The organism is Pseudoalteromonas sp. TAP-3C (assembly GCF_059888565.1).
Map to the genome: position 1 here is coordinate 121,359 of NZ_CM187618.1, position 21,275 is coordinate 142,633.

Sequence of the window (21,275 nt, forward strand, 5' to 3'; positions counted from 1 at the left end):
TAAGATGGCAAAAGCAAAGTTTGAACGCGTAAAACCGCACGTAAACGTAGGTACAATCGGCCACGTTGACCACGGTAAAACGACACTAACAGCAGCAATCACTAACGTACTTGCAAAAGTATACGGCGGTGTTGCTAAAGATTTCGCATCAATCGATAACGCTCCAGAAGAGCGCGAGCGTGGTATCACAATTTCAACGTCACACGTTGAATACGATACGCCTACTCGTCACTACGCACACGTAGATTGTCCTGGACACGCCGATTATGTTAAAAACATGATCACCGGTGCTGCTCAAATGGACGGCGCTATCTTAGTAGTAGCTGCAACTGATGGCCCTATGCCACAAACACGTGAGCACATCCTACTTTCTCGTCAAGTTGGCGTTCCTTACATCATCGTATTCATGAACAAATGTGACATGGTTGATGATGAAGAGCTACTTGAGCTAGTAGAAATGGAAGTGCGTGAACTTCTTACTGAATACGACTTCCCAGGTGATGACTTACCACTAATCGCTGGTTCTGCGCTTAAAGCGTTAGAAGGCGAGAAAGAGTGGGAAGACAAGATCATTGAACTTGCAAACGCACTTGATTCTTACATTCCAGAGCCACAGCGTGACATCGATAAGCCATTCATCATGCCTATCGAAGATGTTTTCTCAATCCAAGGTCGTGGTACTGTTGTAACTGGTCGTGTTGAAGCGGGTATCATCCGCATCAATGACGAAGTAGAAATTGTTGGTATCCATGATACAACTAAATCTACGTGTACTGGTGTTGAAATGTTCCGTAAGCTGCTTGACGAAGGTCGTGCTGGTGAGAACATCGGTGCACTATTACGTGGTACTAAGCGTGAAGACGTTGAACGTGGTCAAGTACTAGCTAAGCCTGGTTCAATCAACCCACATACAACATTCACTTCAGAAGTATACGTACTTTCGAAAGATGAAGGTGGTCGTCATACGCCATTCTTCAAAGGTTACCGTCCACAGTTCTACTTCCGTACAACTGACGTAACAGGTGACGTACAGTTACCAGAAGGCGTAGAAATGGTAATGCCTGGTGATAACGTTAAGATGACAGTCACACTAATCGCGCCAATCGCGATGGATGAAGGTCTTCGTTTCGCTATCCGTGAAGGTGGTCGTACTGTAGGCGCTGGTGTTGTAGCAACTATCGTAGAGTAATAATTAACGTCTAAGTTAATTGTTGGAAAAAGGTCACTTAGGTGGCCTTTTTTAATGCCTGTAATTTGTGTCATGTGAAGGTGGCGCTCTTACCTTAGGCGTAGGCGCTTTGTAGCAACTATCGTAGAGTAATAATTAGCCTAGCTAATTAATACTAAAAAACCCGAGCTTAGTCTCGGGTTTTTTAATGCCTGAAGCAAAGCGATTAGTTTTCAGCTATCAGCAGCTTAGTCTGATTTAGACACATTAACAGCTTTGAACGCACCGTTTATAAATTAACGAGGCTATTTTAAGACTTGTTTATCGTTATTTAAGTTGGAACCTTGTTATAATAATTAATAAATAGTCAGTAGCGCAGAGAGTCCAATGGAACTAGAGCAAGAAAGTAATTTAACCCTTCCTTTATTTATTTTAGATGAAACACTAAGTTCGCGTGACTTAGCACAACCTGACTTGCAAGTTTCAGTAATTTTAACTGATGAGCTACTTACTCAGCTGTGTCAGAACCCCAGAGCAGACAGTAGTATTGGCATTAGCATTGCTGACTATGAATTGAGTATTATCAACTCAAGCTTTTCAAGCGTAGAAACGCAAAGCGATCATGACGTCCAGTTAACTATAACTCAAGGCCCTCTATTAAGTGCTGCAGTGACTACACTTGATAATCTGACGTTTGTATCTCCTCAAATAGATATGATGCCTACATTTGATTTAGGCGACGAGATTGAGTAATGAAAAAGGCGATTATAAGCACATTGACACTAATTATTTTAAGCGGTTGTGCTTATTTAGGTAATACTCATTTTAGCGATCTATTTGGTCCCGAAAAAACACAAGCGCGCATCGTTGCCGCTAATAGTGGCGACGGCGCTGAATACTTACAACACGTAAAGCCAGTGATAGATACGCGCTGCGTGGTGTGTCATGGCTGTTATGATGCGCCTTGCCAACTAAAACTATCGTCCCCTGAAGGTATTGACAGAGGACTTAGTAAAGAGTTGGTGTACGATGGCACTCGGTTATTAGCTACAACACCTAGCCGATTACTATTTGATGCAACCACGACTGAACAATGGCGTGATAAAAAGTTTAGTCCAGTATTAAACGAGCGAATACAAACCGAAGAAGCTAATTTAGCAGCCAGTGTATTATTTAATACACTGGTATTAAAGCAAAGTTCACCTTTGCCAGAGGATGATATATTAGATGCGCGTTTTGATTTTTCGCTTAACCGCAAGCAAAGCTGTACGACGATGGAAGAATTTGACCAGCTAGCTGATGAGCAACCTCATGGGGGTATGCCTTATGGCTTGCCAGGCGTATCAACCGAAGAATTTCAGCACTTACAAAACTGGATGAAAAAAGGCGGTAAAATGGCGCATATAAAGTCGCCATCAGCCCTTGAGCAAATGCACGTAAAAGACTGGGAGGAGTTTTTAAATCAAGATGGTTTAAAGTACCAGTTATCAGCGCGTTATATTTATGAGCATTGGTTTTTAGCCAATATTTATTTTATTGATACTGACACGCCTAGCTTTTTTAAGTTGGTGCGCTCAAGTACCCCACCGGGCGAAGATATTAAGCCGATTAATTTACGTCGCCCTTACGATAACCCTGACGTAGAGCGTATTTATTACCGGCTAATGCAAGAGCGTTCGACCATTTTATCTAAAACACATTTACCACTTAAGTTAAATAATGAAAAGCTAGCGCGTCTTTATCAGCAGTTCATTGCGCCAGATTACCCCGTTGATAAATTACCAAGCTATGAACCCGCACTTGCCTCAAATCCATTTAAAACTTTTGAAGCTTTGCCAGTTAATGCCAGATACCAATTTATGCTTGATGAGGCTGAGCTGATAATTATGGGGTTTATTAAAGGCCCTGTTTGTCGTGGTCAAATAGCGTTGAATGTGATTAATGATCATTTTTGGGTGGCGTTTGCAGATCCTAAAAAAGTAGCGACTCCAGAGGTAGGTGAGATGCTAATGCAATATGAAGATGCGTTAGAGTTACCCGCAGCGGTGCAAAGCAATGCGTTTCCTCTATCTAATTGGGTAAAATATTCAGTACGCGAAAAGCGCTATTTAAAAGCGAAGGTGGCGCTTGCTAATAAACTATTCAAAAATGGTGAGCATTTAACCACTGATCTGTTATGGAAAGGAGAAGGAAATAACCAAAATGCAGCACTGACCATTTTTCGCCACTTTGATAGTGCAACTGTAGTGAAAGGCTTAATAGGCCAACAACCTAAAACCATGTGGATTTTAGATTATGCATTATTTGAGCGTATTCATTACTTGTTAGTGGCAGGATTTGATGTTTATGGCAATGTTGGCCATCAGTTGGTGACGCGTTTATATATGGACTTTTTACGCTTAGAAGGTGAACAAAACTTTCTTGCGTTATTACCTGAATCAGAGCGTGAGACCATAAAGCATAGCTGGTATCGTAAATCACCGTCTAGCTTATCGACTTTTTTTGACAATAGCGGTAAGTTTAGTCAGCCAAGTGGAATTAACTATCAAACAGATAAGCCACAGTCAGAGTTGTATGGCTTGATTAAACAGACCCTTCAGTCAGCGCTAAGCCCTCGTTATAATTACAAAAAAGTACCAAAGCCATTAAATGCGATTAATGTAATGCCTGTTAAAGCAATTAACTTGTTACCGCAATTATCTTTTGTTTTAGTCAAACAGCAAAATGAGCACCAAGCTTATACAATTATTCATCATAACGCGCACTATAATATTTCAAGCCTATTAAACGAAGGTGCACAGCGTGCTTATGAAGAAGACACGGTGACAATTGTGCCAGGTTTTATAGGTGATTACCCTTCAGCAATTTGGTATTTAAATAACCCACAACAGGTTAAAGCCTTTGCAGAGCAGTTACCATTGATGCAAGTGGAAACTGATTATCGCGCTTTAAAGTCTAAGTTTGCGATTCGTCGAACTCACCCGCAATTTTGGCAATATAGCGATATTTTACATCAAGTAGCTCGTCAGTATCGAGGTGTTGAATTTGGGATGTTTGATTATAATCGACTAGAGAATCGTTAATACTGTGAGCCTCGGGCTTCGAGTTACGGGCTTCGGGCAAAGAAAGCAGTGTGCTGTATGTACTCAAAATGAAGTGAGTTTTCTAGGGGCATTATTAAGCCATCAAAAAATTATGGCTTGAATCCATGAGGCACAAAACCTAACTATTCATCTTGTAGGTCGTCATTTATGGCGACAGTTTTTAGTTAATGGAATAGACGCGCTAAAGCACGACCTACGAATAGCCTAGAACCTAGTATCTTTTTGCTCTAAAGCGCGCGCCTCTTATCTTCTTTGTGAATAATCACAGGCGAGTGACGCTAAAGCCTTTGCGCTGAAGTTGTATTATCAGACCATGCTGCTCAACCAAGTGCAGCGCACCCACTGCAATAAATACATTGCCTTTTTTAAGTTTAGGGATTAGCTGAGTCATCCAATTATTATTACGCTCAATCAGCATTGCTCGTTCGCTTTGTTGGCCGTACTGGCTATCATCAAAGCTGGTGTGGTAATAGCTGGTTAAGGTTTGCATATCTCCCTTTTTCCATGCATCCACAAGGGTAATAAAGTAAGTGTTAATATCACTTAGTTGCTCAAAGGTTTCTGTCATCATGGCATTGTTTAATGACTCTAAGCCATTAAACATTTGCAGTTGCTGCTCTATGGTTTCTAGCTGTGCAATGTTAATACTGTGCTTTTGGGCGTACTCGAGTATTTGTTTATCAATGCCGTTTTTATCTGAATAGCCGGCGTTTTGAAATTCAATTTGCATCATAGTTAACATAACAGCCCAAGGTTTAAAGCTGTTGAACATGGCAATATCAATCGATTTTTTTGCAAAGTAATCTTTGAGTTGTTGATAATTTTTTGCTGAAAGCTCACTTTGCAATGTGCGCCCATTGGTAAGCAGCATAAACGGCATAGAGCGTTGCTGCATTTGTAATGGGGAGAGTTTACTAATATCCACTTCAACGATAACTTGATTACTGTTATCCAGTGCGCGAGTTACTTGTTGTGGCAGCCCTTTCATGCTGGCATCACCTACATGCACTGTGCCAAATAAATACGAGCTAGCGCCTTGTTTTTCTATTTTGAATAGAGCCGGTGCTGCATAGCCATTAACGCTAAAGGCTAAAAGTAATAACACCATAAATAAATGACTGATACGTAATGACACCTTCATAAAATCCTAACTAAGTTTAAGTTGTTTTATAAATACTAACTTAGTTTACTTTGTAGGTAACGTAAAAATACCTGATTAATCAATCAGGCATTTTTCGGTGTTATTGATACCAATTATTGCTGTAGGCCATGTTGCCATAATTAGCCAGTGCACGAGCTTGCTTAATGAGTGCGCTATCGTTATGTCTGGGGTGTAATTGCTTATTTTTATAAATATAGGTGGTTGCCGGTTTATCTGGCTGCAAAATAACCACGTTGTCGTTTTGCATGTAAGCAAAGTTTTTATCGTACTGCATCATTGCACGCTGCTTGTTTTTGGCCACAGTTTGTGTGAGATCGTGACCAATCATTGGGTGTTCACCGCTGGCGCCAATAAGCGACAGTAAGGTAGTGGGAATATCCAGTTGACTGGCTAATTGATGATCGCGTTTGGGCTTAATACCGTTGCCAAAAATAACCGCAGGAATTCTAAAGTGATCGATAGGTACAAGGCTGGAACCAGACACGCGCGAGTCGTGATCAGCAATCACTATAAACACAGTATCGTCCCAGTAAGATGATTTTTTCGCCTTTTCAATGAATGTGCCTAAGGCATAATCTGCATATTTAGCGGCGTTATTACGGCTTTGCTTTGGTTGTTCAAACAGGGTAATTTTACCGTCCGGAAATTCATAAGGACTGTGATTAGAACTACTAAAAATCAGACTAAAAAACGGCTTTTGCTGTTGTTGTAATTTATTGAGTTCTTTATCTGCTTGAGTAAATAAATCTTCGTCAGATGCGCCCCATGAACCATTAAAATCAATGTTATCGAAGCTTTCACTATCAACAATATCACTAAAGCCGTTACCCAAAAAGAAACTACGCATGTTGTCAAAGTGGCTTTCTCCGCCATAAATAAATTGGGTGTGGTAGTTTTGCTTACTTAAAAAGCCAGCCATGGTAAAAAAGTTACGCTGTGATTTATCGAGTTTTACAACCGCGCGCGAGGGAGTCGGTGTAAAGCCGGTTATAACTGCTTCAATACCGCGTACAGAGCGAGTGCCAGTAGCATATAGGTTATCAAACCCCCAGCCCTGTTGGTAAAGCGCATCTATAGTAGGCGTTAAGGGTAAGCCACCTAAGGTGCCTACATAGCGAGCGCCTAAGCTTTCTTGCAGAATAATAACCAGGTTTTTCTTTTTACCTTGATAGCTTGCCTGATGAAAAGTGCGGGTAGGGGCATTTGGATTATTAAATATTGCTTGAGGGTTTTGCATGGTATTGCGCACTGTGGCGAGTAACTCATCTTGAGGTACTTTGCCATAATAGGCCTGACTTGAGTGCTCATTGGCGAGTTGTTTAAACGCAAATGCTACGCTATACAATGAATTAAGCGTGAGGTCATTCAGCAAGTGGTCGGTCGAAAACGCTACCATAGCGGGGTTTAATGGGCGATGCCCTAATGAATTCCGAGCGCCTAAGAGTGTTAGGCTACATATAATAACAGCTAATAGTGATAGTTTTATTGCCCCTAGTGAAGAGCGGTTCTGCCATTGCTGAGTAAGAAGTTTGTTAGCAAATTTAATGGTGAAAACGAGCGCTAAAACAGCGAAGAGGACTTCGAGTTTGTAACCTGAAAAAATCATTTTAGAGACTTCTTTAGGATAAATAAGGTATTCAATAAATAAGCGATTAGGGCGTAAGTCGTATTCGTTAATAAACGTGGGTGTAATAACCTCAAAAAATACTAACATTGCAGCCATTATCACTAAATACCACTTTACGACTCCTCGAATATAAGCGGTTAATTTGAGGGCATGTGCTGCAAGTGTTAGTAATAAAGCGGGGGTTATGATGTAGCATAATGTGGCTATATCAACACGCAAACCGCCTACAAAAACAAAGTGCCAGGCGCCTTCGGTAAATACGCGGCCACTTTGCCACAAACTTAAACCTAATCGTGCAAAAGTTAGCACGCTTAAGAATACGAAAAAAAATACCGCTAAAACCCACAATGGCCCCAGTACTTTTTTAGCGCTACTGATTAAGCCCATAGCACAGACCACCAAACTAAAATAGCAATAAGCATGGCGATAAATACACTGGCTGATGCAATATCTTTAGCTAGGCCTGATAGCTCATGATATTCGCTGCCGATGCGATCAACCACCACTTCGACTGCGGTATTGACCAACTCAGCAAATAACACAAACAATAAGCTGGCAATCAATATTAATTTGCTACTTAAAGTAATCTCTTGCAAGCAGGCAAATACACTTAACAAACTAAATAAAATCAACTCTTGTTGAAAAGCAGCTTCAAATCGGCTCATCCATTTTAGGCCATTAAATGTGTGACTTAAGGTAAAAATTAGGCGCATTAGGCCTTGGCGTTTTATAACGGTTTTATTTTTCATATTTTAGTTTCGCTATGGTTAATCGTTTGACATGACGCCAGTAAATCTTCTGAGGTTTGGTAGGTTTTACTCGCAACACCGGTTAAGTTTAAAAGGGTGTGAAAAATAGCATCGTGTGATTGCGCTAAAGTGCTATTTAAGTTGTTGAGACACTTGGCTGTGATGCGCTGATTATGCTCATCAGCCCAGATGTAAAGAGGTACATGGGTTTGAGCTGTTGGTGCAAATGCATAGGGGAAGCCATGTAAGTACGCGCCATTTTCACCAAGCGACTCACCATGATCAGACACATACAGTAATTGCTTATCAATATTGGCTGGCAGTGCCTTTAATTGTTCAATAACTTGAGCGTTGATAAAGTCACTATAGGCAATTGTATTGTCGTAAGTATTAATCAGTTCTTCAGCGCTGCAGTTTTGAATATCACTGCGGTCGCAGGTAGGGCTAAACTGTTTAAATTTTTCAGAGTAGCGCTTAAAGTAAGTGGGCCCATGTGAACCCATCATATGCAGCACTATAACCGTATTAGCCTGACTCAAGTTGGCAAGCTTGTGCTTTAGTGGGGTTAGTAACGCTTCATCAAAACAGTATTTACCATCACATAGTTCGGATGCTTTAGTGTCAATATTAATGGTAGGTACGCGCGTGCAGATGTTTTTACAGCCACTATTATTATCAACCCACAAGACATCTGCACCTGCTTGTTGTATCAAATCAATCACGTTTTGCTGATTATCACTGTCTAAACGAGAAAAATTGGCATGAGTTTGCAGTGAAAACATACACGGTACTGACACTGCCGTGGCCGTGCCACACGACGATACGTTATCGAAATAAGTGACATTATGTTTTTGTGTATATTGGTTGGTATTACGCTCATAGCCTTGGTAGGCAAAATTTTCAGCTCGCGCAGTTTCACCTACCATTATGACAGTAACTCGTGTTGTACTTGGCGATGTTAAAGTTGGTGTGGTATCAATATTTTTAAATTCAATATCGCTATAAAGTAACTGGTCACGGGCGTATTTGTAGCCACTAGAGAGATATTGAAATGGAATGATTTGTTTTTTAAGAATACGGTTATTACGACCTGTTGCCGCGTAATCGGCGTAAAAATTAACGACCACTAACGCAATGAGTGCAAAGCTTGCTAAAAGTAGTTTAAGACGGCTAATAACTTCTTTGTATGGACGGGCGCAGTTTATTTTTATTCTACTCAAAATAAAGACAGGTAATGCGGCAAAAAGCAGTAAAAAGCCAACAAGTTGCAGGTTTAAATAGCTTAACGCTTCACTGGAGTCAGTTTCGACGGTGTTTTGTATCATGGAATAATCAAACACCACACCGTAGTTCAATGAGCCATATAACGCCGCACTCGAGAGCACTAGCAGCAAGTAGTTAATGGGTTTTAATATTCCCCGAATAGAAACCACTGAAAAGAATATGATTAACAAACAAATCAGTAGTAGCGGCACAGAAAACAAAAATAGCCATGAAAACGTGTGCAACGAGGTAATAGCGCTAAACGCACCATGCATAAATGGAATATTAATAACTAAGCCGTAATAACAAGCCATAAAAATAATAAATGCATTGGCACTGCAATTAAAATAAAAGCATTTTTTAGTCTTTGCTTGCGGTTGCTTACTGAGTTTGAAAGTTGAGTTCATAACACGCCTCTTTTTAGTGAACGTTGTTATGCTAGGCTGCCACGCTTAAGAAACGCTTAAGAAACGCTTAAGAACTCGATTTATTTTTATTTTGTTAGATAAAAAATGGGGCGGTTTACTAAAAATTAATCAAACCCAAATTTTCTATTATAAGAATAATGAATTACCTGTACTGAAATAAAGGAATAAAAAATCTATTCAATTGGATTTAATTGAATTTTAACACCTTAGTAAGTGTGTTTTTGTAATTATTTTGAATTAAATTGGGTGTTGACTTGCCGCTCTGAGCGCGGTACTAATATAAAAAGACAGCGAAATAAAATGTTCGCAATGACTGAATCTTAAATGGTACTGAATTTTATGCTTAAAAATGCACTTAACCTAGTCCTGATTATTATCGTGGTGATTATTCCCGCGAGGGCTTCGTAGTGCTTTAAAAAACTAAGCATTGAAAAGCCCTCCGCACTTAACCGTCCGGGGGGCTTTTTAGTTTTAGAGTTAAATTTTAATGGGTTGTCACACAGGAATGAGGATTTACTAATGACAGGCGCAGAACTAACAATCGATTTACTCGCCAAACACGGCGTAGATGAAGTATTTGGCTACCCAGGTGGTGCTATTATGCCCATTTACGATGCGTTATATGGTGCGCCTGTAAAACATTATCTTACTCGTCATGAGCAAGGCGCAGGGTTTGCCGCCGTGGGCTATGCTCGCAGCACAGGACGCTTAGGTGTGTGCTTGGCAACATCAGGCCCAGGCGCTACAAATTTAATTACCGCATTGGCAGATGCCATGATGGACTCAGTGCCTTTACTTGCCATCACCGGACAAGTACCAACCGCAGCGATTGGCTCTGATGCTTTTCAAGAAATTGACGTGTTGGGTATGTCGCTTTCATGCACAAAACACAGCTACATGGTTGAGCGAGCAGAAGATTTAGCCGAAATACTGCAAGAGGCAATGCATTTAGCACAAAGCGGCCGACCAGGGCCTGTTTTAGTTGATATCCCCAAAGACATTCAAATGGCGCAGGTGCCTTTTAAACCTTGGTTAGCGGCTGATGAATACTTGCCTCAACTTGATTTAAACCAAGTTGCTATCGCCAATCAATTACTCAGTGAAGCCAAACAGCCTGTTGCCTATGTTGGTGGCGGTGTCCATGCCGCTGATGCACAAGCACAGTTAATGCAATTTTTAAATAAAACCCAAATGCCAGCGGTTTCAACCCTTAAAGCATTGGGCAGTGTATTACCTGATTACGAATATGATTTAGGCATGCTAGGTATGCATGGTGGTCAAGCGGCTAATTTAGCGGTGCAAGAATGTGATGTACTAGTGTGTATTGGTGCTCGCTTTGATGACCGTGTAACAGGCAACTTAGCTAAGTTTGCTGCAAAAGCAAGCGTGATTCATTTAGACATAGATGCAGCCGAGGTTGGTAAACGTAAACCAGTAAAGGCGTCGTTAATTGCTGATTTAAAAACCTCACTTCCTGCCCTTGAGTGCGTGGTTACGCCAAAGGCGTGGTGCGATCATAATAAACAAATGATGGTTAAGCATGCATGGCGCTACGATTATCCGGGTGAAAAAGTGTTTGCTCCTTATTTGTTAAATCAACTAAGCCAGCGTATGCCACGCAGCAGTGTTGTTTGCTGCGATGTGGGTCAGCACCAAATGTGGGTAGCCCAGCACATGAAATTTAATCATCCATGCAATCACTTAAGCAGTGGCGGTGCAGGCACTATGGGATTTGGTTTACCTGCGGCAATCGGCGCACAAATAGCGAGAAAAGATGACTTTGTGATCACCGTATCCGGTGATGGCTCAATCATGATGAATATCCAAGAGCTTGCCACTATTCGTCGTAATAATTTACCGGTAAAAATATTAATTTTGGATAACCAACGTTTAGGTATGGTGCGCCAATGGCAGGAGCTATTTTTTGAAGGGCGTTATAGCGAAACTAACCTCTCAGATAACCCTGACTTTGTGCAGCTAGCGGCTGTTTTTGGTATTCCTGGGCAAACCATTACCCACGCAAACCAAATGGATGATGCAATCACGGCCTTACTAAATAGCGACGGGCCTTATATTGTTCATGCGTGTATCGATGATAAAGAAAACGTATGGCCACTTGTTCCACCTGGGGCTGCTAACGATGAGATGATAACGGAGAAAGCACAATGAAACACAGTTTAACTATTGCTTTAAAAAGCCAAAGTGTCGCAATCGAGCGCTTTTTACGTGTGGTGCGTCATCGTGGTTTTGATTTGACTCACTTACAGCTCAATATGGACGATGGCCAATATAATATGGCCATGACAGTTGATAGCGATAAACCAATTTACCTGCTTACCAGTCAGTTAAATAAGCTGGTTGATGTGAAACACGTGACGCTACAAAACTTACAGCAACAGGCTGTTTAACAGCAAATGTAACAAATTTTACGAGTAACTGACTATTTGGTTATTCACCAACTTTTAGAATGAGGAATGCCCGCATTGATTGCGGCAAACACTGAGGTAACTATGGCTAAATTAAGAAGTGCAACCACCACAGAAGGACGTAAACGCGCAGGCGCAAGAGCATTATGGCGTGCAACAGGCATGACCGACACCGACTTTGGTAAACCAATTATTGCCGTGGTTAACTCATTTACACAATTTGTACCTGGGCATGTGCATCTTAATCAGCTCAGTGAACTGATGGCTGAAACTATCACTGAAGCGGGCGGCGTACCAAAAGAATTTAATACCATCGCCATAGATGACGGTATTGCCATGGGCCACGGCGGCATGCTTTATTCATTGCCATCGCGCGATTTAATAGCCGACTCGGTAGAGTATATGGTCAATGGCCATTGTGCTGATGCGATGATTTGTATCTCAAACTGCGACAAAATCACCCCTGGGATGATGTTAGCGGCGCTGCGTTTAAATATACCAGTTATTTTTGTATCGGGCGGCCCAATGGAAGCGGGTAAAACTAAATTAGCCAATATAGATATTAAACTCGATTTAGTAGATGCCATGGTAAAAGGCGCCGATGAATCGGTAAGTGATGCCGATTCAGAGCAGGTTGAACGCTCAGCATGTCCTACTTGTGGGTCATGTTCAGGGATGTTTACTGCCAATTCAATGAACTGTTTATTAGAAGCAATAGGGTTAGCACTGCCGGGTAACGGGACAACGCTTGCGACCCACAAAGACCGCAAGCAACTGTATGTTGAAGCGGGCGCCCGCATTGTTGATTTATGCCGCGAATATTACCAAAAAGATAACCAAGACGTGCTGCCTCGTGCCATCGCTAACAAAACCGCATTTATGAATTCTATGGTGGTTGATATTGCTATGGGCGGCTCGTCAAATACGGTATTGCATTTATTAGCGGCAGCGCAAGAAGCCGGTGTTGATTTTGATATGTCGCACATTGATGAGCTTTCACGTAAAACGCCGTTTTTATGTAAAGTTGCCCCCGCTACTGCGCAATACCACATTGAAGACGTACACCGCGCTGGTGGCATGATGGCCATAGTACGTGAGCTGGGTAAAGCTGGCTTGGTCGATTTATCGGTTAATCATGTTGCCGGTATGACCATGGGTGAGCTGGTAAAAAAATGGGATGCAACCGATCCTAATAACGAAGCGGCGCAAAAGTTTTACCGCGCAGGCCCGGCGGGTATTCGTACCACCAAAGCCATGAGCCAAGAATGCCGTTGGGATGAAGGGGATAACGACCGTGTTAATGGCTGTATTCGCAGTGTTGAGCATGCATTTCGTCAAGATGGCGGGCTTGCGGTGCTTGCGGGTAACTTAGCGGTAGATGGTTGTATTGTTAAAAGTGCTGGGGTGGTTGATGAAATGCTGCATTTTGAAGGCACGGCGGTTGTGTATGAATCTCAAGATGATTCAGTTGAAGGGATTTTAAATGGCGAAGTAAAAGCTGGCGATGTAGTGGTTATTCGCTACGAAGGCCCTAAAGGCGGCCCTGGCATGCAAGAAATGTTGTATCCAACCAGCTACTTAAAATCAAAAGGCTTGGCAGAGCAGTGTGCATTAATTACTGATGGGCGTTTTTCAGGCGGCACATCGGGTTTATCAATTGGTCATGTTTCTCCCGAGGCTGCCAGCGGTGGCGCAATAGCGTATGTTGAAAATGGTGATAAAATTATCATCGATATTGCTACTCGCGAAATCACTTTAGCGTTGAGCGATGAGGAACTCGAAGCGCGTAGGCAAAAACAATTAGCGCGCGGTAAACAAGCGTATAAACCGCTTAATCGCGACCGTTATGTATCATCTGCGCTTAAGGCGTATGCGCTACTTGCAACCAGTGCCGATAAAGGCGCGGTTCGCGATTTAGCCAAACTGGAGGAGCTTAGCTAGTTATGGTTTCTCAAGAACTCGATTATTTTCGCGCTATTATTCAAGCCAATATGGAGCCTTTAGCTAAAGTGACTGAGGTGAGTGAAATGGCCGAATTGAGTGCACAATTAGGTAATCATGTTTGGTTAAAACGTGAGGATCAGCAACCCGTGTACTCGTTTAAATTACGCGGTGCTTTTAATAAATTAAATAAGCTGCCAAAAGGCTCGGTGGTGATCACCGCATCGGCAGGTAACCATGCTCAAGGGGTGGCGCTGAGTGCGTCACACTTAGGGCATAAAGCCACCATTGTTATGCCCGTAACCACGCCTGAAATTAAGGTTAATGCGGTAAGGGCATTGGGCGGGGAAGTGGTATTGCATGGTCATCAATTTGATGCTGCAAAGGCGTATGCTCTGACGTTAACTGAGCAGCGAAACGGGGTGTTTGTCCCGCCATTTGATGACCCCGATGTGATTATTGGTCAAGGCACGGTTGCCCGTGAACTTATGCAACAGCTTAACGATTTAGACGTGGTATTTATTCCCGTTGGCGGCGGTGGATTGCTGGCAGGCATGGCGGTATACATTAAATCGCTACGCCCAGATATCAAAGTGATTGGGGTAGAAGCAAATGAAAGCGCTTGCTTAAAAGCTGCTTTAGCAGCAGGCGAGCCTGTAGAGCTTGACCGAGTCGGAAGCTTTGCCGATGGGGTTGCGGTTAAAATTATTGGCAGCGAAACATTTAGACTGGCGCAAAAGTTTTGCGACGAAGTGGTAACCGTATCTGATGATGAAATATGTGCTGCCATGCAAGACATTTTTGTATCAACCCGAGCCATTGCCGAGCCTTCAGGCGCATTGGCAACCGCAGGGCTTAAAAAATGGTGTCAACAATCAGGACTAAAAGGATTAAATTTAGCCGCTATTTTATCTGGTGCTAACTTAAATTTTGATCGCTTACGTTATGTAGCTGAACGTACAGCACTAGGTGCAAAAAACGAAGCGTTATTAGCGGTGACCATTGATGAAAAACGCGGTAGCTTCAAACAATTTTGTGCATCCTTAGGTGGGCGCGCTATTACCGAATTTAATTACCGTTATGCAGGACCAGGTGAAGCGCAAATTTTTGTTGGTATTGCACTGCGCCAAGGATTAGCAGAGCTTGAAGAGCTTAAGCAAAGCCTTACTGACAATAAATATATATTTTGCGACTTGTCAGATAACGAATTGGCTAAGCTTCATGTGCGTTATATGGTCGGTGGTAAAGCGCCAGAGCAACTTCATGAACGCTTATTACGCTTTGAGTTCCCGGAGTATCCAGGTGCATTGGCACGCTTTTTAGATACGCTAGGCAGTAATTGGAATATCACTTTATTTCATTATCGTAATCATGGTGGGTCTACAGGCAATGTTCTCGCAGGGTTTGCCATTGAACCAAGCCAGTATGAGATGTTTAATGAGCACTTAAATCGCTTAGGTTACAGTGTGCAAGACGAAACTCATAACCCCTGTTTTACCCAGTTTTTAACTACACAGCCTCACGCAGAAAAGCTTGAAAAGCTCGCCTTAGCATAACCCTATTTTAAACAAGCATCTTCTGCGGATGCTTGCTTTATCAGCTGCTTTACTTACAGTTACGATAATCATTACGTTTTTTGGAAACTTTCTTTGTTATTTAAAGGATTAATAATTAGCGCCTGCTTGTTTTGTAGCCAGCTAATGGCGCAGGAATCAGTCACACTACAATTAAAGTGGACGCATCAATTTCAATTTGCGGGCTATTACATGGCGCAGCAAAAAGGCTTTTATGATGAGGTTGGTTTAGAGGTCACTATCGTGCCTGCAGATCCAAAACGACCCAATAGTTTTGGTGCAATAGAGCGAGGCGAAGCGCAGTTTGGTGTGGCCCATTCTGGTATTTTACAGCAGCGAATTGCTGGCAAACCCTTTGTTGCTATGGCTGCCATATTACAGTTTTCCCCTTATTGCTGGATGGTCAAAGAAAGCTCTGATATTTTTCATGCCCGTGATTTTACCAATAAACGAGTCAGTGAGGTGAGTAAAGAGAGTAACTCAGAGCTATTAACTATGCTCAAGCGCAGTGGCATTGATATTGAAAAACTAGCGATACATAAAGGCAAGCAATTACAAAAAGCATGGATGGAAAATAACATCGATGCCATGGAGGTGTATGTCACTGACTTACCTTATTATATGGATCAGCAAGGCATTGCCCATCGGCTAATATGTCCACAACGTTATGGTATGGACGTATACGCAGATATTTTATTTACCAGTGATGATATGGTTAAGTACCACCGTGATACGGTAGAAAAATTTTATCAAGCGAGTTTAAAAGGTTGGCGTTACGCGCTAATGAATATGGATGAAGCCATTGCTGTTACTCAGCAGTTTTATGCGCCTGAACGCAGCTTTCATCAATTAGCTTATGAAGCAGAAGTACTAAAAGACTATATTGCCCCACCTAGCACTAACGTGGGGAATATGTCGATGGCAAAATGGCGTTTAATTGCTGATTTATATGAGATTGACCAAACAAAGTTTGACGAAGTAAAAGCCGATTTTATTTATAAATATAAAAAACAAGAGAGTTTACAGTTATCGTGGATGCTGATTGCGGCGATTATTATTAGTATTATTTCTATCCCGCTTTATTTGCGATTAATGTTAAAAACCCGTTGATATTTAAAAAAGAGTGCGACTTAGTCTATCACTAATAGCAAAAGCCAAAAAAACCACTTTCAAGTTGTAAATGCCCAGCAAAATAACAGCTTAATTAGGGGCTACTGAACTGGTATAATTATATGTCTCTTTTTATATTTTAAGCTGTTATGACTTTAACTGAGCAATTTTTTGCCCTTGATTCTTTACTAAGCAGTACGCGTTCGTATTGGCAGTGCACTGCATTTGATTTTGACACTTTACCTTGGCCAAAATTGCATGCTTCCTTAACGGCTTTATCTGATGAGGCGGTCGCTGAATTAGATACTGATCAAGAGCAGCTCTATCATTTTTTTTCATCTTTTATACCTGGTGTTGAACAATTAAGCCAACTAGCTTCACTCCCTGCCATAACAAGCCGTCGAACCGATTATCCGTTTTGGATCAGTAATGGTATTAAAGGACGAAAGTTTACTCAGCTTCAAGACTTTGTCGGTGCACTACCTGCCAATAATCAGCCTATTTTGGAGTGGTGTGCAGGCAAAGGGCATTTAGGGAGAATGTTGGCTTTTAATGGCGCGCCGAGTGTACACAGTATAGAGCTGCAATCTCATTTATGTGAACAAGGACAAAAAAGTGCACAGCAACAAGGGCTTGCTATGCAATTTAGTCAAGCGGATGTGCTAAAAGACAACACTTGTGACTTTTTTAATCCACACACTCATGCCGTTGCTTTACATGCTTGCGGCGCGTTACATCAAACTTTTATGCACCAAGCCAGTGCGGCAAAAGTAGCCCAAATTAGCTTTTCACCTTGTTGCTATCATTTATTTACCGACAATAATTACCAAGCAATGAGCGAGTATGCAAAGCAAAGTGAACTTAATTTAACCCATAGAGATTTAAAGCTCGCCTTGCAAGAAACGGTTACAGCCCCTTCGCGAATAGGCAAAGTACGAAAAACAGAAGTTGAGTGGCGACTCGGGTTTGATGCGCTAAGAAAGTCACTTACTGGTGAGTCGGTGTATGTTAGCGTACCATCGGTGAATAAGGCGATATTTTCAGATTCATTTGCATCATTTTGTGTTTGGGCTGCTGATAAAAAAGCTTTAAAATTACCAAAAGATGTTGATTATAATAAGTTTTTACTGATTGGGCAGGCGCGAAAAAAGGTAACAGAACGAGTTGAACTGGTTCGACATGTGTTTAGAAGAGCAATAGAAGTTTGGCTTGTACTCGATCGTGCTTTATATTTGCAACAGCAAGGCTATAACGTCAGGGTTAACACATTTTGTGAGAAGCAATTAACACCTCGTAATATTTTAATTTTAGCCAGTTTAACGCCTTCGACCTAAAAGAGATGTAATGAGAAATTTAAATAACTTACTAGAAAATAATAAACGCTGGGCATTGAGAACGAGCGAAGCGAACCCTGAATTTTTTAAAATTTTATCGATGCAACAAAACCCAGAATATTTATGGATAGGGTGCTCAGACTCACGGGTTCCTGCCAATCAAATTGTTGATTTACTGCCAGGTGAATTATTTGTACATCGTAATGTTGCTAATGTGGTGGTGCACACCGATCATAATTGCTTATCGGTTATGCAGTATGCGGTTGAAGTATTAAAAGTAAAACATATTATGGTTGTAGGTCATTATGGTTGTGGTGGTGTACAAGCGGTATTAAACGAAGATCGCTTTGGCTTTATTGATAATTGGCTACGCCACGTTGGTGATGTAAAAGAAAAGCATTTAGAGCAACTCAATGCAATACCAGAAAAACAGCGGCTGAACCGTTTAATAGAACTTAACGTGATTGAGCAAGTACGTAATGTTTCGCGCACAAGTATTGTTCAAGATGCCTGGTTACGAGGTCAAGAACTCACGGTGCATGGTTGGGTGTATGGCTTAGAAAACGGTCACTTACACGATTTAGAATCAGTAGTAAGCTGCGCCGAAGAAGAATGCACTAGCTATAAAAAAGCAGTACAGCATGTGTTGAACAAGTCTGCGGACAGCCACGCCTAGTATGGCTAAAACGGCGGTAATTATCGGCAGCACGGGCTTAGTGGGCAGTCAATTGTTACAACAGCTGCTAGCGTGTCCTAGCTATTCGCATGTAGTCAGCTTATCGCGTCGTCAATTAGGTTTTTACTGCCATTACTAACGTGTTTTGGCCCCCTCAAACGTTACAGACCCATTACCGGTGAGCAGGTTGCTAAAAAGCTACTTAAAGTAAGCATAGAACAACAGCAACCCATTGGTTATTATATATTAGATGAGTTATTTGAATAGCTGAGTAGATAGCAGCCTAAGCTGCTTTTTACACGTTAAATTAGTTATTCAGCGTCTGTTTTTGTTGATAATTGCTGCTCAAGTACTGCTACTTTTGCTTCTAGCTCGGTGAGCTTTTCACGGGTGCGAATGAGTACTTGGCTTTGAATATCAAACTCTTCACGGCTTACAAAGTCCATTTCGGCAAGCTTATTTTGTAACACCTGCTTAGTCTTTCCTTCAAGTGTTTCAGCTAAATTCTTTACGCCTTGTGGCATATTGCTAGTGATTTGTTTCGCAATTTCTTCAAGTTTTGCTGGGTTAATCATATTCGTCCCTTGCCTGTTACCTAAAATGATAGTAACTAATATTACCTTATTGGCTAGGCGTATTGTAGTGATTACGTTAAAATTGCCCGTCTTTTTGCAATTACCTGGTCGTGTTATGAAACTCAATCCTAAACAAGATGAAGCGGTAAAGTATATTAGTGGTCCTTGCTTGGTATTAGCCGGCGCAGGCTCGGGTAAAACGCGAGTTATCACTAATAAAATCGCTTACTTAGTACAAAAGTGTGAGTATCAAGCGCGTAATATTGCGGCGGTTACTTTTACTAACAAAGCGGCTAAAGAAATGCGCGAGCGGGTTTTGCAGACGCTAGGCAAACAAGAATCGAAAGGTTTATGGGTTTCTACGTTTCACACGCTAGGACTTGAGATCATCAAAAAAGAGTTAAAAACACTCGGGTTTAAACCCGGTTTTTCGCTGTTTGACGACCAAGATACCAATCAATTACTTGGCGATTTAACCGAAGATGAGCTTAAAAAAGACAAAGACTTACTTAAGCTACTAAAAATGCAAATTAGTAGCTGGAAGAATGAGCTGATCTTACCAGAGCAAGCTATTCGCGAAGCCAGAGAGCCACAAAAAGCGTTATTTGCTCAGTTATATGCACGCTACCAAAATCAACTACGTGCTTATAACGCACTCGACTTTGATGACTTAATTATGATCCCCACACTGCTTTTAGGCAGCGATACCACGTCACGTGAACGTTGGCAGCAGCGCTTTCGTTATTTACTGGTTGATGAATATCAAGATACCAACACCAGCCAATACCAATTGGTAAAATTGCTGGTGGGCGAGCGGGCACGGTTTACCGTAGTGGGAGATGACGATCAGTCTATTTACTCTTGGCGTGGCGCCCGTCCGCAAAACTTGGTGTTACTAAGTAAAGATTACCCAGGACTAAGATTAATAAAATTAGAGCAAAACTACCGTAGTGCAGGGCGTATTCTTAAAGCGGCTAATATATTAATTGCAAATAACCCTCACGAGTTTGAAAAAACACTCTTTAGTGAACTCGGTTATGGTGAGCAAATTAAAGTGATTGCGTGTCGTGATGAGGAGCATGAATCAGAGCGCGTGGTTGCAGAAATTATTTCTCATAAATTTATGAAACGCACCAGCTATAAAGATTACGCTATTTTGTATCGAGGTAACCATCAAGCACGTGGCTTTGAAAAGTCGTTAATGAGTAACCGTATACCCTATAAAATTAGTGGCGGGATGTCGTTTTTTTCCCGCTCTGAAATTAAAGATATTATGGCGTACTTGCGTTTATTAGTGAACCAAGATGATGACAATGCCTTTTTAAGAATTGTAAACACGCCACGACGTGAAATCGGTACAGTGACTCTTGAAAAGCTAGGTACATTGGCCAATGAAAAACATCAAAGCTTGTTTGCGACCTGCTTTGATAACGATTTAGGGTATAGATTAAAAGGGCGTGGATTAAATGCATTAGCCGGGTTTGCACGTTGGGTGGTGGAGCTTTCGGATAACGCAGTGCGTAGTGATACCTTAGAAGCAGTGAAAGATTTAGTGCGTAATATTAATTATGAAGCCTATTTATATGAGTCATCACCAAGTGCCAAAGCCGCCGAAATGCGGATGAAAAATGTGTCTGAGCTGTACCGTTGGATCACCGATATGCTCACTGGCGATGCCGATAATCCACCCATGACGTTAGCTGAAGTGGTGAGTAAATTAACCCTGCGCGATATGCTAGAGCGTAATGAAGAGGAAGATGAGGCGGATGCAGTGCAATTACTCACGCTGCATGCTTCAAAAGGACTCGAATACCCTTATGTATTTATGGTCGGAATGGAAGAAGGGGTGTTGCCACATCAAGTGAGTATTGATGAAGATAATGTGGATGAAGAGCGCCGCCTTGCGTATGTAGGTATTACCCGTGCGCAACAAGAGCTGACTTTAACCTATGCTAAAATTCGTCGTCAATTTGGTGAAACATCACAAACAGAGCTCAGTCGATTTGTCCAAGAGTTACCGCAAGATGACTTAGCGTTTGAAAATAAAAAAGCGCCTAACACCCAAGCACAGCGTATGGAAAAAGGCCAAGCTCGGGTTGCAAATTTAAGAGCCATGCTAAAAAAACCGCAATAGTATT

General features: G+C 41.7%; 16 protein-coding genes. 11 read left to right on the forward strand and 5 right to left on the reverse strand.

All coding sequences use genetic code 11. The features are described from left to right. The first annotated feature begins 4 nt into the window (after nucleotides 1-4). The 3 genes from tuf (at nucleotide 5) to AC6H44_RS00575 (ending at nucleotide 4,251) form a co-directional block, all read left to right on the forward strand. The gene (gene tuf, locus AC6H44_RS00565) at nucleotides 5-1,189 is read left to right on the forward strand and encodes an elongation factor Tu (protein WP_500736836.1); all 1,185 of its coding nucleotides are present in this window, start codon (nucleotides 5-7) and stop codon (nucleotides 1,187-1,189) included. 366 nt (nucleotides 1,190-1,555) lie between these two features. Beyond that, complete coding sequence (locus tag AC6H44_RS00570; RefSeq protein ID WP_500736837.1) at nucleotides 1,556-1,921, forward strand: hypothetical protein; 366 nt, start codon at nucleotides 1,556-1,558, stop codon at nucleotides 1,919-1,921. Further along, nucleotides 1,921-4,251, forward strand: coding sequence for a fatty acid cis/trans isomerase (locus AC6H44_RS00575; protein WP_500736839.1), 2,331 nt, complete (start codon nucleotides 1,921-1,923; stop codon nucleotides 4,249-4,251). The genes AC6H44_RS00570 and AC6H44_RS00575 overlap by 1 nt, the downstream gene beginning before the upstream one ends. Before the next feature lie 283 nt (nucleotides 4,252-4,534). On the opposite strand, the gene AC6H44_RS00580 is transcribed toward AC6H44_RS00575, so the two are convergent. The 4 genes from AC6H44_RS00580 to AC6H44_RS00595 form a co-directional block, all read right to left on the reverse strand. Then, nucleotides 4,535-5,413, reverse strand: coding sequence for a TraB/GumN family protein (locus AC6H44_RS00580; RefSeq protein ID WP_500736840.1), 879 nt, complete (start codon nucleotides 5,411-5,413; stop codon nucleotides 4,535-4,537). 100 nt (nucleotides 5,414-5,513) lie between these two features. Next, the gene (locus AC6H44_RS00585; RefSeq protein WP_500736841.1) at nucleotides 5,514-7,448 is read right to left on the reverse strand and encodes an LTA synthase family protein; all 1,935 of its coding nucleotides are present in this window, start codon (nucleotides 7,446-7,448) and stop codon (nucleotides 5,514-5,516) included. After that, nucleotides 7,439-7,810, reverse strand: coding sequence for a diacylglycerol kinase (locus AC6H44_RS00590; RefSeq protein WP_500736843.1), 372 nt, complete (start codon nucleotides 7,808-7,810; stop codon nucleotides 7,439-7,441). The genes AC6H44_RS00585 and AC6H44_RS00590 overlap by 10 nt, the downstream gene beginning before the upstream one ends. Next, nucleotides 7,807-9,480: a phosphoethanolamine transferase gene (locus AC6H44_RS00595; protein WP_500736844.1), complete on the reverse strand. Its 1,674-nt coding sequence runs from the start codon at nucleotides 9,478-9,480 to the stop codon at nucleotides 7,807-7,809. The genes AC6H44_RS00590 and AC6H44_RS00595 overlap by 4 nt, the downstream gene beginning before the upstream one ends. A gap of 540 nt (nucleotides 9,481-10,020) precedes the next feature. Here AC6H44_RS00595 and ilvG point away from each other — a divergent pair. From ilvG to can, 7 genes are all read left to right on the forward strand, one after another. Continuing rightward, complete coding sequence (ilvG, locus tag AC6H44_RS00600; protein WP_500736846.1) at nucleotides 10,021-11,670, forward strand: acetolactate synthase 2 catalytic subunit; 1,650 nt, start codon at nucleotides 10,021-10,023, stop codon at nucleotides 11,668-11,670. Continuing rightward, nucleotides 11,667-11,909, forward strand: coding sequence for an acetolactate synthase 2 small subunit (gene ilvM / locus AC6H44_RS00605; RefSeq protein ID WP_013463861.1), 243 nt, complete (start codon nucleotides 11,667-11,669; stop codon nucleotides 11,907-11,909). The genes ilvG and ilvM overlap by 4 nt, the downstream gene beginning before the upstream one ends. Nucleotides 11,910-12,011: 102 nt before the next feature. After that, complete coding sequence (gene ilvD, locus AC6H44_RS00610; protein ID WP_500738344.1) at nucleotides 12,012-13,868, forward strand: dihydroxy-acid dehydratase; 1,857 nt, start codon at nucleotides 12,012-12,014, stop codon at nucleotides 13,866-13,868. Nucleotides 13,869-13,870: 2 nt separating this feature from the next. Then, nucleotides 13,871-15,424 carry a threonine ammonia-lyase, biosynthetic gene (gene ilvA / locus AC6H44_RS00615; protein WP_500736847.1) on the forward strand — a complete coding sequence of 518 codons (1,554 nt, stop codon included), beginning with the start codon at nucleotides 13,871-13,873 and terminating at the stop codon, nucleotides 15,422-15,424. 144 nt (nucleotides 15,425-15,568) lie between these two features. Further along, nucleotides 15,569-16,552 (forward strand): ABC transporter substrate-binding protein, encoded by a 984-nt coding sequence (locus AC6H44_RS00620; protein WP_500736848.1) that lies wholly within the window; start codon nucleotides 15,569-15,571, stop codon nucleotides 16,550-16,552. A gap of 149 nt (nucleotides 16,553-16,701) precedes the next feature. Next, entirely contained in the window at nucleotides 16,702-17,886 is a 1,185-nt protein-coding gene (locus tag AC6H44_RS00625) for a methyltransferase (RefSeq protein WP_500736849.1), read from the forward strand. 10 nt (nucleotides 17,887-17,896) lie between these two features. After that, nucleotides 17,897-18,562 (forward strand): carbonate dehydratase, encoded by a 666-nt coding sequence (can, locus tag AC6H44_RS00630; RefSeq protein ID WP_500736850.1) that lies wholly within the window; start codon nucleotides 17,897-17,899, stop codon nucleotides 18,560-18,562. A 311-nt stretch (nucleotides 18,563-18,873) separates the two neighbouring features. Here the strand turns inward: can and ubiK are convergent, their stop codons facing one another. Then, nucleotides 18,874-19,137: a ubiquinone biosynthesis accessory factor UbiK gene (ubiK, locus tag AC6H44_RS00635; protein WP_500736852.1), complete on the reverse strand. Its 264-nt coding sequence runs from the start codon at nucleotides 19,135-19,137 to the stop codon at nucleotides 18,874-18,876. A 115-nt stretch (nucleotides 19,138-19,252) separates the two neighbouring features. On the opposite strand from ubiK, the gene rep reads away from it, so the two are divergent. Further along, nucleotides 19,253-21,271 (forward strand): DNA helicase Rep, encoded by a 2,019-nt coding sequence (gene rep, locus AC6H44_RS00640; RefSeq protein WP_500738345.1) that lies wholly within the window; start codon nucleotides 19,253-19,255, stop codon nucleotides 21,269-21,271. Nucleotides 21,272-21,275 lie beyond the last annotated feature (4 nt).